The organism is Mesorhizobium sp. BR115XR7A, assembly GCF_020165315.1.
In the GTDB taxonomy this organism is placed as follows: domain Bacteria; phylum Pseudomonadota; class Alphaproteobacteria; order Rhizobiales; family Rhizobiaceae; genus Mesorhizobium; species Mesorhizobium australicum.
Window position 1 is genome coordinate 133,080 of sequence record NZ_JAIUHW010000014.1, and the last position, 14,376, is coordinate 147,455.

Below are 14,376 nucleotides of genomic sequence, written 5' to 3' on the forward strand. Positions count from 1 at the left end.
GTTATTTCATTCGAGGCTGCAGTGGATATGGCATTCGATGCTGCGGATGAACACAGCGGCGACGGGCTCGAACCAGCCGAGCAGAGCATAGTCTGGCGCCAGGGTTGTCGCGGCGAGCGGTCGCAGCTGATCGGCTTCACTTGGCGGTAAAAGCTGTGGCACGGCGCGATGACCAGGGCCGGTTGGGGTCGATGCCAATCGAGCTAAGGCCAAGCGTGCTCACCGCATAGGCGGTCACCTGCCACTGCCATCCCAGAGTGTCAGGATGATCGCGTTGCGACAGCTTGGCGCGCCGCAGACGCGAGCGATTGGTTCAGGGCAGCCCGCTTCGCCATCAACGAGACCCACTGCTGCATGAGTTGTAAACGCCCGCACCACGGCGCCGCGAATCCGCGCTTGTGGCGCCATGACCTTGAGGCGAGTGAGTTCGGCGCTAACAACGCAGACTGAACCAATCCGATCAGCCCGGCCCATGCCGGAGAGCACGGCGACCAATGCCGCCAGCTCCACCACGCAGGGGGACACGATCCCGCCTGCGGCTAAGCGCGAGTTGAAAAGCATACGTCGACGCCCGCCATTTCCGCATGCACCGCCTTGGATAAGGCCTGCCTCGAGGCATGATGCGGGCCTGGTTGGCCTTCCTGTCGATGCCAGCTTCGTAAGCAGCGGCTCCCGCGAGGTCGAGCAGTTCTAACTGGCGGCTTGAGTTGACGGCGCTCACGCACAGCCGTTCCAGTGCGGCCGGTTATGCGGCCTTCCTTCCCTTCCCATTTGGCTTGGGCAAGCTTCTGGGTGATCCTCTGCATCGCCGGTCGCAGAGAGGTCCGGTCTGCAACGTCAGCACAGGCCACTATTGCGGCCGCCTCGGGATGTATGCGTCCCTCTCATCTGTTTGGCCGGACTGGGCGAGCTTGCACCCGGTCGGACATGCAGTCCAACCTGGATGCGCGCTTCCACATCAAGCCGCATGAAGGCGAAGAAAATCCTCATACGTCGCTTGCAACCCGGCACCAAGAGACGTTTTGGCTTTCCAGCCAAGGTTACGCAAGCGCGTTACGTCCAGTAGCTTGCGCGGAGTACCGTCTGGCTTCGTCGTGTCGAACACCAAATTGCCCTCCCAGCAGACCGCCGCCTTGACGAGTTCCGCCACCTCGCGAATTGTGACGTCCTCACCAACGCCAACATTAATCAGGGGCGCAGTGTCGGGGGCTGTCAAGGCGTCAAAATCCGAATCTGGCAGGCCAAGCAGGAACGCAATGGCATCTCCTACATCCGACGAATACATAAACTCTCGCCGAGGATTTCCGGATCCCCAGACCCCCACAGAGGAGTCGCCGTTCATTTTAGCTTGATGAAAGCGGCGTATCAGAGCAGGCAGAACGTGACAATTTTCGGGGTGATAATTATCGCCGGGACCATATAAATTGGTCGGCATCAACGCGAGATAGCGCGCCTTGTACTGCCGGTTGAAAGACCAGCACGATTCGACACCTGCGATTTTTGCCAAAGCGTAGGGACGATTCGTCGCTTCAAGCGGACCGGTGAGAAGGTATTCCTCCCGTATCGGCTGCGGACAGTCGCGTGGATAGATACACGAGGAGCCAAGAAAAATCATCCGTTCGACGCCGGAAGCGTAAGCGGCATCAAAAACACTGACTTGAATCGCGAGGTTGTTATGAAGGAAATCGACAGGGGAGCTGGCGTTCGCCAGTATACCACCAACCTTTGCGGCGCACATAACGACGTAATCTGGCCGCTGCGACATGAAGAACCTGCGCGTCTCGCTCCGGTCAAATAGATCCAGTTCGTCGTGAGTACGTGTTATTATCTCATAGGATCCTAATGCCTCGAGGGCTCTCATTGTGGCGGATCCAACAAGGCCGCGATGGCCTGCCACATAGACTTTCTTCATCTTTTTGTTTTCCATTGTTAACGCTCTGGGCGCTCCTTAAGAAGGCCACCATAGCACTGACAACAACCCAGCATGGCGCCGCCGTTGTCAGCATAACTCTCGTGGACTGTGTGAATAATAACCCTGCTTCATCAGCACTGCTTCACGCTCAGCCATGCGCAAATCTTCCCGAACCATCTCCCTAACCAATTCGATGAAGGAGATTTTGGGCTCCCACCCAAGTTTTTCTTTCGCCTTGCGGGCATCGCCGAGAAGTGTCTCGACTTCTGCAGGACGAAAATAACGGGGATCTACTTTTACGATCAGAGCTCCCGTCTTTGCATCGTACCCCTCTTCGTCGACCCCTTCCCCCACCCAACGAACATCGATGCCGAGTTCAGCGGCCGCGACGGTGACGAATTCGCGCACCGAATGTTGCTCACCGCTAGCGATCACAAAGTCTTCAGGTTGCTCCTGCTGCAGCATCAACCACTGCATCTGGACGTAGTCTCGAGCGTGCCCCCAATCGCGACGCGCATTAAGGTTGCCCAGAAATAGAGTGCGCTGCATTCCAAGCTTAATCCGAGTCAAGGCGCGCGTGATTTTGCGAGTTACAAATGTTTCTCCGCGCGCAGGTGACTCATGATTAAATAAAATGCCGTTACACGCATACAAATTGTAAGATTCTCGATAGTTTACGGTGATCCAGTGAGCATACAATTTGGCAACAGCGTAGGGGGACCGGGGGTAGAACGGTGTCGTCTCGGTCTGTGGCGTTTCCCGCACCAGCCCGTAGAGCTCAGACGTCGAGGCTTGGTAGTAGCGCGTATGCTTGACGAGCCCCAGGATCCGAATTGCCTCGAGGATACGCAGCGCACCCAAGGCATCGGAGTTCGCGGTGTATTCTGGTTCTTCAAAGGAGACTGCAACGTGGCTCTGAGCTGCCAAATTGTAAATTTCGTCCGGCTGAACCAGTTGGATGACGCGCGTAAGGCTCGACGAGTCTGTCAAGTCCCCGTGGTGAAGTGTAAGATCAACGCCACTTTCATGAGGGTCATGATAGAGATGGTCTATACGGCCCGTATTAAAAAGAGACGATCGTCTCTTTATCCCATGCACGGAATAGCCCTTTTCTAAAAGCAATTCTGCGAGGTAGGAACCGTCTTGCCCCGTAACCCCGGTGATTAAAGCTACTTTTCTCTTTGACAAGCTTGAATCCTTTTGATTTTGACGCGCCCATGAAAACGCTCGCGTGCGGCGGGATTGCGTGGCGAGAAAGGGGCGTATTGGGCAGGGCGAACGGGGGCCTCTGCGCGAAGGCAAGTGAGAGTTCGAGCGGGATGCCAGCCTTTCATGGAGCCGGGGGACGTTCGAAAGAGTTGTCGATCAAGATCAAACGACGCGGGTCATTCAAATCGAATTCGACAATTCGTGGCACGAAGAGGCGGGCATAGCGGGTGAAGGCGCTAGTCGGAGGAAAGCGAATAACAGTGTCGCATCGACCGAGGAGATACATCTCAACGAGCGCGGAAAACCCCCCGTCGGTGCCCAGTGCTGCACTGTGTAAGGGGCCGGCCTGATCCTCCTGGAAGCGTTTTGGGACGGTGAAAAGTTCGGGAAATACGCCCGACAGGTGATCAACAACCTTGGCGCTGTCTGTACACAAGAACACCCTTACAGGTCTTGAATGCGGTTGCGCCTTGGCCATACGAATGGCAGTGCATACCTGCTCTAAGGCAACCTTTGGATCAGCCCAGTAAGGTGCGTGATCCATAATATCTTCGCCGTTGCCGTGGCGGACATGGACTCCAATTATGCTGTGCCCGTCAAAATGTTCCTGGTAGAGCGCTTCAATGCGATCCTCAATTTCGACCCTCGGTGTGATGCTCCTAAATATGGTTCGCTCCGCCTTTTCATCGCAGCGCCACATCAAGCAAGCATCACACACTACCGTGTTGGCTTCACAATCATCTTGGGCCTGGAAAAGATCGTTAAGCTCGTCACGTTCTTGGAAAATCTGTTCATCCGGACGGTACACGCAGTCGATGGATGGCTTGTTCCACCACGACGGGAAGAAGGGACCAGGGAATGAGACGTGGTTGATCTGGTCATCGCAAATGACCCGTACACCACCGATATCCGCAATTGGCTTGAAGAAAGCTGGAAAGGCATTCGCAAACGGGTTGTCAAGGTAACAAGAGCCGCGCCAATCTATTGCTAAAGCGCGTCCCGTCCGATGTGCGTAGTCCCAAGCCGACGCGAGAGACCACAGGCAATCACCGAGACCCGTGCGCCGTCGAGAAACAACGAACCGATCGTTCCTTGAGCGATCAACAAGCATCTAAATTGCCTCTCTCCAGAACACCACAAGCCTCAGCTTTGCTGCTGCGTTTGAGGCAAGCGCCTGCGCAATTCGGGGAAGATTGTCGTGCTGTGCCAATGCGATGTAGCTTGCGTCTGTCGCGGAAGTGCCTGGCCGCGATGGACGCGCGCCTGGGCTGGTCTTCCGCGCAGACCAGAAAATGCTCTTCGGAGCCAACGCAAACATCAACCACTTTCCTTAAGGCTGCTACATTCTTGAATTCTTTCTATGCATCGTGCCGTAACATCGGTAAAATCGTCTGTTTCGATGAAACGCATCCACGCCATGGATGGCTAGGGACATGGGTTCCAGAGCGTTGGCTGTGAACCCGCTCGCTGTGCTCGACGCACCGCTAACCCCAGCGGAACCTCACGGTGACAGCACGCAGCATCGACCTAAGTGAGCCGGCCATGAGCGCGGGCCGCGGCCACGAAGCTTCGACTGGGCCAGGTTCTGCACGGGAGCGCCACAAAGAAAGAGGCGATGCGTCGAGCTGTAAGCGAGCCTGAGCTCGCTTTCGAAGCGCTATGCCATCAACCCCAAGACGGTCGCGAAGTGGAGGAGCGGAGTTCGACCGCCGATCTGCCCACCGGCCCCAGGGAGCCGAGATCGAAGGTTCTGTCTGCCGTAGAAGAGGACTGTTGTTGTGGCCTTCCGCCGCAACACACTGCTGCCGCTGGACGATTGCCTCTACGGCCTTGCAGCCGACGATCCCGCATCTGACGCGCTCTTCATTGCACCGATGTCTGCAGAGCAAGCATCGGCTTCTTCCACATTGATATTGCGGAGATCCCAACCGAACAGGGCAAGCTAAACATCAAGGCCTTTGTACCGCGGCACCGCCTGTCGCGAACCTTCGCGCCCCTCTGTCCCGCCGGCACCAAAGGAGCCGTCGCGGCGCCGTTGTTGCTAGATCACATTCAATTCCCTAAACGCCCGCCCTTCGGCGACACGGATGTACCCAAACGCGGAGCAATCGACCGTGCGGTAGCCGCCATGCACGAGAAGCTCGGCCAGCGCCTTGCCGACCGCCGGGGCCTGCTGCAGACCGTGGCCTGAAAATCCGTTGGCGAAGAGGAAATTTTTCACCTGCGGATGCGGGCCGATGACCGCGTTCTGGTCGAGGGTGTTGTAGTCGTAATGGCCGGCCCAGGCGCGTGTCGGCTTGATCGCCTCGAAGGCCGGAATGCGGGTCGCCAGCACCGGCCAGATGACCTCTTCGAACAGCGGCCAGTCGACCTCGAAATCCTGGGGATCGGCCGGGCCGTCGCCCTCTTCCGGCTCGGCGCCGCCGGTGAGATAGACCGAGCCTTCCGGCCTGACATAGATGCCGGAGGGATCGACCAGCAGCGGCATGTCGGCATATTTTTCGCGCGCCTCGAAGACGAAGACATTGCGCTTGCGCGGCTCGACCGGCAGCGCCAGCCCGGCGAGAGCGGCGACCTTGCCGGCATTCGGCCCGGCGGAATTGAGGACGGTGCCGGCTTCGATCGTCTCGGCATTGTCGAGCCTGACGCTGGTGACACGGTGGCCCTGCCGCTCGATGCCGATGACCGAGGCGGTCATAAAGTCCACGTTCTTGCCGCGCAGCGCCTTGCGGAACAGCGTCAGCATCGCATGCGCGTCGAACCAGCCTTCGCCGCTGCGGCCGTAGGAGCCGGCGGATATACCTTCGGTCGACAGCCAAGGGAAGCGGCGCGTCAGCTGATCCGCGTCCTCGAGCAGGATGTCGGCCCCCTCGGCGACCTGCGCTTCGTGATTGGCATACAGGATCGGCAGCCCGTTCTCGCTAGCGAGAATGAGAAAGCCGCCCTCGCGAAAACCGATGTCGGCGTCCGCGCCGAATTCTTCCTTCAGCCGCCGGAACAGTTTCATGGTGAACTGCGACAGGCGGATGTTCTGCGGGATCGAGAATTGCTGGCGAATGGAGGCGCAGGACAACGTCGTTGCCGCGTGCGCGAACTGCGGATCGCGCTCGATCAGCGCGATCGAGCCGGAAAACCCTTCATCGCGCAGATAGTAGGCGATCGAGGAGCCGACGATGGCTCCTCCGATGATAACGATGTCGTAACGCACTTTTTTGTCGCCTTTCCGGTAACCGCCCGTGTCGATCACACAGCCGTCAGCATGATGTCGAAGCGCGTGCCGCGGCGGGCGCGGGCCTAGCGAGTTGAAAAGGGTTGCCGCATGCGCTTGATCCAGCGGCGCTCACGCAGCTGCCGGTCCTGCCTCACGCAGCAAGTCGTCGGCTCTGTCCTTCTTCTCCCAGGTGAACTCAGGCTCTTCACGGCCGAAGTGTCCGTATGTCGCCGTGTTGCGGTATATCGGGCGTACGAGATCAAGCATCTTGATGATGCCTTTCGGTCGGAGATCGAAAACATGCGAATCCAAACATGAGGCCCTGATCCCGCCCTTGCTCGAGATCCTGCCATCGTCCTTCATCAACGCCCTGGCTGATGTCGGGCGACTGCCCGGTGAGAGCCAGAACGACGGCGCAATTTCGACCATCAAAGCCGATGGCATCGTCGTAGCCAATATCGAGTATCGTATCGCGGGCGACTTGGGTGTAATCGATGTGCGCATGGCTGGTACCCTCGTCCTGCTGGCTTTGTCATTTCGCGCTCTTCGCAAATGCTGTTTGGCGGCGGAACATAAAACGGCACCAGATTTCTGCCGCCACTGATCTCGCAAGTTGTGATGAGCGTACCATTGACAGCGATTTGCGCTCGCAACGATTCCATGAATTTCTTTGAAGGATCTGTTGCAACGCTAAACAACAACGCAACGAGATTGGCGGGGGCCTGGTAAGACGGCAAGCTGGAACTGGTTGGCCAAGAGGGAGGCGATCGGCGCACCTTTCCCCAGGCGACGTGCTAACTTGCATCGTGCACCTCATCCGCCATTTGCTAAATGTTTAGTCCCGGCATTTGCTGGAGCGGATTGAAAGTGAACGCTCGGGCTGGGAAGCCCATGCCTTCCAGATGAACTCGCAGGGCGTGAGGCCCTTGAGGGTCTTCAGCTTGCGGCCGAAATTGTAGGCCGCGACGAAGTCGGCAAGATGCCGACGCAGTTGGTCGCGATCGTCGTAGTGGAAGCGCTTGACGGTTGCGTCTTGATGGTCCGGTTCATTCTCTCGACTCTTCTCGCCGGCCTGTCGCCGTCGACATCTGGCAATCGGCCGATGCTTGCCTGCAGACAGTGGTGGGAGCGCGTCAGATGCGGGACGTCGGCTGCAACGCGTAGAGGCAATCGTCGAGCGGCAGCAGCCTTGTTGCGGCGGAAGGCCACAACAACGGTTTTCCTCGACACACAGAACTGTCGACTCCCTGGAGCCGGTGGACAGATCGGCGGTCGAATTCCGCTTCTCCACTTCGCGACCGTCTTGGGGTTGATGCCATAGCGCTCCGAAAGCGACCTCAGGCTCGCTTCACCTAGCCCATAGTGCATCCTTTGAGTCGGACGAGAATGGCGAAATTTCTTTTCCGCGACATGCAAGCAAGAAGGCTTCAGCCAATGGCGGTTTTTCGATAATCGGCCGTGTCTATCCCATGCCGTTTCAGCTTGTCGTAGAAGGTCTTGCGGGGAACTCCCAGGACTTCGATCGTGCGCCTCACGTCGCCGCCGCATTCCTGCAAGGCATCGCGGATGACAGTCGCCTCATAAAGGCTGACCTTCTCGGACAAGTGGAGGCTTGATACCGCTTGTTCCTTTCGACCTGATGCAATGGGCGTGCCTAGCCTTTCAAGTCCCAATGCAACGCGATCGGCGAAATGCACGAGTTCACGGACATTGCCGGGCCAATTGTGGCTCACGAGGCGATCGCGCACGCCAGCGCTTATGTCCGGAACTGGCCTGCTGAAGCGTTTGGAGGCGCGTTCCAGGAAATGCCCAAAGAGCATCGGGATGTCTTCGCGCCTTTCGCGAAGCGGCGGGATGCGGAGCGTCACCACATTCAGCCGGAAATAAAGGTCTTCCCGGAAATCTCCGCGGGCGGCCGGATCGCCGAGATCGGCCTTGGTAGCCGACACGACACGAAGGTCGATGCTGCGGGTTTCGTTCGTGCCAAGCGGCGTGATCTGTCGGGTCTCAAGCACCCTCAGAAGCTTCACCTGGAGTGCTGGCGGCATCGACTCGATTTCGTCGAGGAAGAGCGTCCCTCTGTTCGAATGCTCGATGCGACCGGTCCTGCGCCTCTGCGCGCCAGTAAAGGCGCCTGCCTCGTGCCCGAAAAGTTCGCTATCGATGACGCTTTCGGGCAGCGCTCCACAATTCAGGGCAACGAAGGGCTTCGTGCGTCGTCTGCTCCAGCGGTGAAGCAGATCCGCGACCACCTCCTTGCCCGTGCCCGTCTCGCCTTCCACAAGGACATCCACATCAGTATCGGCGATCTGGCGGAGAGTTTCGCGCAATCGAATCATGGTCGGTGCCTCCCCGATCAGCGGGATATCGCCCGCAGATCGGACAACCGCATCCCTAAGACGTCTGTTTTCCAGGACCAGGCGCCGTTTTTCCGAAGCGCGATGCAGCGTCACGAGAAGCCGGTCGTTCGCATATGGCTTCGAGATGAAATCGTAGGCGCCATCCTTGATGGCGGCAACGGCCAGCTCGACGTCGGCATGCCCGGTGATCAGGACAACCGGAATTTCCGGGTCGATCGCCTTCACTCGCTCGAAGAGCTGAAGTCCGTTCAGCCCGGGCATACGGATGTCACTCACGACAGGGCCATCGAAGTTCCCGTCGATTCTGGCGAGTGCGGCCTCGGCCGAACCGAACACGCTCGGTGAGAACGAGGCAAGCTTCAGCATCTGCGTGGCTGCGCGAAGCACATCCTCGTCATCGTCGATAAAAATGACCGGTCCTGATTCAGCACTCATGCCGCTCGCCTCAGCTCGACCGTGAAGGAAGTCCCTCTCCCGTGGCCGGCATCATCATGCCGCAACGAGCCGCCGAGCTCACGTGCGATCTCTTGCGAAATGACCAGGCCAAGACCGAGACCCTTTTCCTTGTTGGTAACGAACGGCATGAAGAGGCTCCTGCGAATGTCGGGGGCAAGGCCGGGGCCGTTGTCCCGAAGGGAAATAGCGACCATTTCCCCGTTTTCGGCGAGCGCTATCTCGACGCGGGGCTTCGGTTGATCCTTCAGAGCGTCAAGCGCGTTCTGGAGAAGGTTGACGAGTATCTGCTCCAGTCGCATGCGGCTTGCCATGACAATTGGAGACGGATCGATCCGCTTCCGTTCAATCGTCACCCCGGAATCGCGAATTCGGCCTGAAAGAAGCGACAGAGCGCCGTCGATCGCGTCGTCCGCCAGTATCGGTCCCATCGATCCGCTGGCGCGGCGGGAAAAGGACCTTAGCGTTTCAGTGATCGTGCCGATCCTGCCGGTTATGGCGACGATCGAGGTCAGATTCTCGGCGGTTTCTTGCGACCGGCCGATCCCTAGAAGACGCGCGGCATTTTCAGCATAGGTGCGGATTGCGGCGACCGGCTGGTTGATCTCGTGGGCGACCCCGGCCGTTATCTGTCCCAGGATTGACAAGCGGTTCGCCTGGGCGAGTTCCTCGCGCAGGCGACGCACTCTTGCTTCAGCGTTCTCTCGCTCGGCGATCTCACCGGCGAGCGCTGCGTTCGAGCTCTGGAGCTCCGCCGTGCGCAGTTCGACGCGATGCTCCAGTTCCGCATTCAGCAATACAAGCACTTCTTGCCGCTGCCGGGCCGCCCGCCGCCGTCGAACAATGATGAAAATGACGAATCCAACGAGAACGAGGGCAAGCAGCGTTGTCACGCGGGCTGTCATGACCGCCGAGGAGATCTCGGTGTCGGCGGGGATGAGCAACGACATGCGCCAGCCCGGAACTGCTTTGCCGAGATCCTGCGAAACCGCAACGAAACCGGCTGATCGACTCTCAGGAGTTGCGGTGACCAGGTTGTCGCCGCGGCGGGAAAGCGGCACCGGCTCGAAAGTCACGCCCGGTAGCTGCAGACGATCGCGAGCGGTTTGCTTCTCCTTTGCGGAAAGCGGTGAGAGAGCGCCAAAACGCCATTGGGGCACGCTCGTGGCAAGAACCACGCCTCGCTCATCGGTCGTGAAGACCACGAAGCCGCTCTCCAGCCAACGCGACTCGACGCGGTCGAGCTCCACCTTCACCACAACCACACCGAGCGGCCCCTCCGGCCCATCGACCCGGCTCGACAGATAGAGACCAGGGCGCGCGCTAACCGTGCCGAGCGCATATTGCATAGCCGCGCCATCCGCCATCGCCTCGGTGAAGTAGTGGCGAAAGCGGTAATCGCTGCCGACGAAACTGGTCGGCTCGCCGGCGTTGCTCGCAGCAACCGCTACGCCCTCAGGATTAATGATGTAGAGTATAGAAGAGCCGGCGTCGCGCGCGATGGCGCGAAGCTTCTCATCAAGCGCGGCTTCGTTGGCAGTGCTCGGACTGCGAAGCATCTCCTGAACGGCACCGTCGCGTGCCAGAACCAGCGGAATCATTCGCTGCTTCTCGATCTCTCCTTTCAAACTGTCGGCTGCAAGCGGGAACGCGGCAAGAGCACGGTCGCGTAGGGCATACTCTGCTCTGGTGCCGGCGATGCGTCCCGTTGCAAAGACGACGAAACAGAGCGCCGCACCAAGAATTGCAAGCAAAACCACAAGCCAGAGAGATCGACCGCCGGATCTACCAGGGAAGACCAATGGGGCGCGCTGGAAGGCGCCATTACCCATGTCTTCTTCTTCTGCCATCGTATTCTTAAAACCGATCATTGACGAACCATAGTGCGGGGTTCCGCCAGAAGGGAAGGCGATCCGTGCGGAAAACCGCACAATCTTGCTGCGCGATTTGTTGAAGATACCTGAGGCTCCGGCGATTTCCGCGCTCTCTTGGCTTGGCACGGCTATTGCGGTCAACAACGCAGCAGCGTTCGACCGGGGCGCCGCGATGGGAGAAGCCGCGGGGAGGAACAGCCCGCCCCAAACCGGTCAGGGAGAGAAAACTTACATGTTGACCCCACTGGCTCCAAGCGTAAAGCGCGCACCCCGCAAGACCCTTTTTGCCAAGCCTTACGTGCAGGTGCTTGTCGCAATCCTCCTCGGAGTTGCGGTTGGCCATTTTTATCCGCAAATCGGAGAAAACCTGAAGCCGCTCGGCGATGCCTTCATCAAGCTCGTCAAGATGATCATCGCGCCCGTTATCTTTCTGACCGTGTCGACTGGAATTGCCGGCATGAGCGATCTTCAGAAGGTCGGCCGTGTTGCCGGCAAGGCGATGGTCTATTTCTTCACCTTCTCGACGCTCGCGCTTATCGTCGGCCTCATCGTCGGCAATGTCATTCAGCCTGGCGCCGGCCTCAACATCGATCTGACCTCGCTCGACGTCCAAGCCGTCAATGGCTATGCCTCAAAGGCCCATGAGCAGTCCGTGACCGGCTTCCTCATGAACATGATCCCGACCACGATTGTCGGCGCCTTTGTGGAAGGCGACATTCTACAGGTGTTGTTTTTCTCCGTCCTCTTCGGCATCGCGCTGGCGATGGTCGGAGAATCGGGCAAATCGGTTCTTTCCTTCCTTCAGGACCTCACTGCACCCGTTTTCAAATTGGTCGGCATCCTGATGAAAGCCGCGCCGATCGGTGCTTTCGGAGCAATGGCCTTCACGATTGGCAAATATGGCATCGGTTCGGTAGCCAACCTTGCGATGCTGGTCGGGACCTTCTATCTCACGGCCTTCCTCTTCGTATTCGGGGTTCTCGGTGCAGTCTGTCGCTACAACGGCTTCTCGATCTTTTCTCTTATCCGCTACATAAAGGAAGAGCTGCTGCTGGTCCTCGGAACGTCCTCCTCCGAGGCTGCGCTGCCCTCTCTCATGGAGAAAATGGAAAAGGCCGGCGCCAAGCGCTCGGTCGTGGGCCTGGTTATCCCGACCGGATATTCCTTCAATCTGGATGGCACCAATATCTACATGACCCTCGCCGCCCTTTTCATCGCGCAGGCGACGAATACGGATTTGTCAGTTGGCGATCAGGTCCTGCTGCTGCTCGTCGCGATGCTTTCCTCCAAGGGTGCAGCAGGTGTCACGGGTGCCGGCTTCGTCACGTTGGCCGCGACGCTCTCCGTAGTGCCGGCAGTTCCCGTTGCTGGAATGGCGCTGATCCTTGGCGTCGATCGCTTCATGTCGGAATGCCGGGCACTGACGAATTTGGTCGGTAACGCGGTGGCATCGCTCGTCGTCGCCCGCTGGGAAGGCGAACTGGATCAGGCGCAATTGAAAGCTGCATTCTGCGGCCACCAGCCTGCCGAGACATCAACCGGCCAGCCACTGAGAACGCCCGCGCCGAGCAACTCGGCAGCATCGCTGCCGGTTGAATCGCCTGGCTGGTCCCAAACGCCGGACGATCGGGCCGCGGGTTCCAAACAAACTCTCGCGGGCCGATGAAATCAAGAATCCCGAAATGCAGTGGGTGCAAAATCATCTGCGCCTTGCGAAGGTCTTGCACCGGGCACGACACACAAGCCATCGATGATGCGCTTAATGCCTCCGAAGTTTGCGACGGTTCGTGGAACCGGGCGTGGAGCTCGATCGGAGCCGTCGGCACGGCTGAACAATTCGCCCACGCTCTACGTCTCGGCTTCTACCTCGCACCATGCCACGACAAGAATTCGGTAGCGAACAGGATCAATGCAGGAATGACAGATTTTACTGAATCGACCTTTGCCGGGACTCTTGATGTCGTTTAATCAGACTCGAACAATGGCGAAGCGACCCATAATTGCTGATATCGCCCGGGAAGCCGGGGTTAGTGTTGCCACCGTTGACCGAGTTCTGAATGCCCGTCATCCGGTGCGGAAGGAGACTGCGCAGCGGGTCTTAGCGGCGGCACAGGCCATCGGATATCACGCCGCAGGTCTTATCAAGCAGCGCCTGCAGCCGGACCTGCCGCAATATCGGCTTGGCTTCATCTTGAGAAAACCGACTCACCACTTCTACCAGGGCTTCGCGCGTGAGGTCGAAGCGGCGGTCAACGCGGCGAAGTGCTTCCATGGCACTTCGCTCATCGAATTCGCGCCGTCGCACATGCCATGCGACCTTATTCCATTGCTCAAGGAATTCGGAGCGCGCTGCCACGCGATCGCCATGGTGGCGCCGGACCATCCGGCGATCACGGCAGCCGTCCAAGAACTCAAGGCAAAAGGCATCCCCGTTTTCTCGCTGCTTTCCGATTTCGCCGAAGGTGTTCGTGAGGGTTATATCGGCCTCGACAACCGCAAGGTCGGGCGGACGACAGCGTGGATGCTTTCAAAGGTCGCAAGACGGCCGGGCAAGGTGGCGGTTTTTGTCGGCAGCCACCGTTTTCAGGGGCAGGAGCTGCGGGAGGTCGGCTTTCGCTCCTATTTCCGTGAGAATGCACCGGCATTCGAGCTGCTCGATCCGCTCGTGAACCTTGAGGCACGGCAGATCACCTACGAGGCCACGCTGGATCTCATGCAACGGGAACCCGAACTCACCGGCTTCTATGTGGCCGGCGGAGGTATGGAGGGAGCGATCTCCGCGCTCCGTGAAGAAGGCGAAAGCCGGGGTCTCGTCGCGATCGTTAACGAGATCACGCCGGAGTCACGGGCTGCACTCGCAGATGGCATGATCACGATGTCGGTCGCCACGCCCCAGCGCCTGCTTTGCCAGGAACTGATGACGCTGATGGCCCAGGCCATCAAGGTCGGCACTTCGGAGACGCTTGGGCAGACTTTTCTGCCGTTTGAGATCTATCTGCCGGAAAACATCTGAAAAACTGATAAAATACTATCATGAGAGCCTAATTTCCTTTCATTCATGAAAGAAAAGCAGCGGGAGTTTGATTGACTCACCTGCCTCATTCCGGTCTCGTTTAACAACGAATGATTGCTGCGCGGCGGAAGCCAGTCAGCCGAGAACGATGACCCGCACTTCATGAAGAGAGAGGAAAGCCATGCGTCAAGCATCGCTCCGCTTTGCGATCGACCGCATGACGCCGCCCCATCTTGCCAGGGCCGCACTTGCTCGCGGCCCGGGCCTGACTGGCATCGACATTAGCTATCATCTCGATGGCAATTTCATTGCGCGCGAAAAGCCGGCTGCAGACGTCCGTCTTG

The 14,376-nt window shown here is 58.7% G+C and carries 10 protein-coding genes and 2 pseudogenes; 4 read left to right on the plus strand and 8 right to left on the minus strand.

The features are described from left to right. Positions 1 to 958 precede the first annotated feature (958 nt). From LB557_RS26195 to LB557_RS26205, 3 genes are all read right to left on the minus strand, one after another. The gene (locus LB557_RS26195; protein WP_006333891.1) at positions 959 to 1,912 is read right to left on the minus strand and encodes a GDP-L-fucose synthase family protein; all 954 of its coding nucleotides are present in this window, start codon (positions 1,910 to 1,912) and stop codon (positions 959 to 961) included. An 87-nt stretch (positions 1,913 to 1,999) separates the two neighbouring features. Next, positions 2,000 to 3,100, minus strand: a complete 1,101-nt coding sequence (gmd, locus tag LB557_RS26200) for a GDP-mannose 4,6-dehydratase (protein WP_027033167.1) — start codon at positions 3,098 to 3,100, stop codon at positions 2,000 to 2,002. A 142-nt stretch (positions 3,101 to 3,242) separates the two neighbouring features. Continuing rightward, positions 3,243 to 4,232, minus strand: coding sequence for a nodulation protein NodZ (locus LB557_RS26205; RefSeq protein ID WP_027033166.1), 990 nt, complete (start codon positions 4,230 to 4,232; stop codon positions 3,243 to 3,245). Between the two features lie 462 nt (positions 4,233 to 4,694). On the opposite strand from LB557_RS26205, the pseudogene LB557_RS26210 reads away from it, so the two are divergent. Then, positions 4,695 to 5,090, plus strand: a pseudogene (locus LB557_RS26210) (IS481 family transposase); the annotation flags it as partial. 72 nt (positions 5,091 to 5,162) lie between these two features. Here LB557_RS26210 and LB557_RS26215 read toward each other — a convergent pair. Together LB557_RS26215 and LB557_RS31890 are read right to left on the minus strand one after the other, a co-directional pair. Next, a complete protein-coding gene (locus tag LB557_RS26215; RefSeq protein ID WP_027033165.1) occupies positions 5,163 to 6,329 on the minus strand; it encodes an NAD(P)/FAD-dependent oxidoreductase in 1,167 nt (388 codons plus the stop codon). A gap of 132 nt (positions 6,330 to 6,461) precedes the next feature. Next, a complete protein-coding gene (locus tag LB557_RS31890; protein WP_411970577.1) occupies positions 6,462 to 6,776 on the minus strand; it encodes a methionine adenosyltransferase domain-containing protein in 315 nt (104 codons plus the stop codon). On the opposite strand from LB557_RS31890, the gene LB557_RS26225 reads away from it, so the two are divergent. Next, a complete protein-coding gene (locus tag LB557_RS26225) occupies positions 6,667 to 6,936 on the plus strand; it encodes a hypothetical protein (RefSeq protein ID WP_167334891.1) in 270 nt (89 codons plus the stop codon). The two genes, LB557_RS31890 and LB557_RS26225, sit on opposite strands and share 110 nt — an antisense overlap. A gap of 223 nt (positions 6,937 to 7,159) precedes the next feature. Here the strand turns inward: LB557_RS26225 and LB557_RS26230 are convergent. The 3 genes and pseudogenes from LB557_RS26230 to LB557_RS26240 form a co-directional block, all read right to left on the minus strand. Continuing rightward, a pseudogene (locus tag LB557_RS26230) lies at positions 7,160 to 7,700 on the minus strand (IS3 family transposase). A gap of 59 nt (positions 7,701 to 7,759) precedes the next feature. Continuing rightward, positions 7,760 to 9,127, minus strand: coding sequence for a sigma-54-dependent transcriptional regulator (locus tag LB557_RS26235; protein ID WP_027033163.1), 1,368 nt, complete (start codon positions 9,125 to 9,127; stop codon positions 7,760 to 7,762). Continuing rightward, the gene (locus LB557_RS26240; protein ID WP_032926719.1) at positions 9,124 to 10,995 is read right to left on the minus strand and encodes a sensor histidine kinase; all 1,872 of its coding nucleotides are present in this window, start codon (positions 10,993 to 10,995) and stop codon (positions 9,124 to 9,126) included. Before LB557_RS26240 ends, LB557_RS26235 begins: the two co-directional genes overlap by 4 nt. A gap of 256 nt (positions 10,996 to 11,251) precedes the next feature. Here LB557_RS26240 and LB557_RS26245 point away from each other — a divergent pair, with 256 nt between their 5' ends. Continuing rightward, complete coding sequence (locus LB557_RS26245; RefSeq protein ID WP_027033161.1) at positions 11,252 to 12,685, plus strand: dicarboxylate/amino acid:cation symporter; 1,434 nt, start codon at positions 11,252 to 11,254, stop codon at positions 12,683 to 12,685. A gap of 315 nt (positions 12,686 to 13,000) precedes the next feature. After that, entirely contained in the window at positions 13,001 to 14,032 is a 1,032-nt protein-coding gene (locus LB557_RS26250) for a LacI family DNA-binding transcriptional regulator (protein ID WP_010913552.1), read from the plus strand. The last annotated feature ends 344 nt before the right edge of the window (positions 14,033 to 14,376 follow it).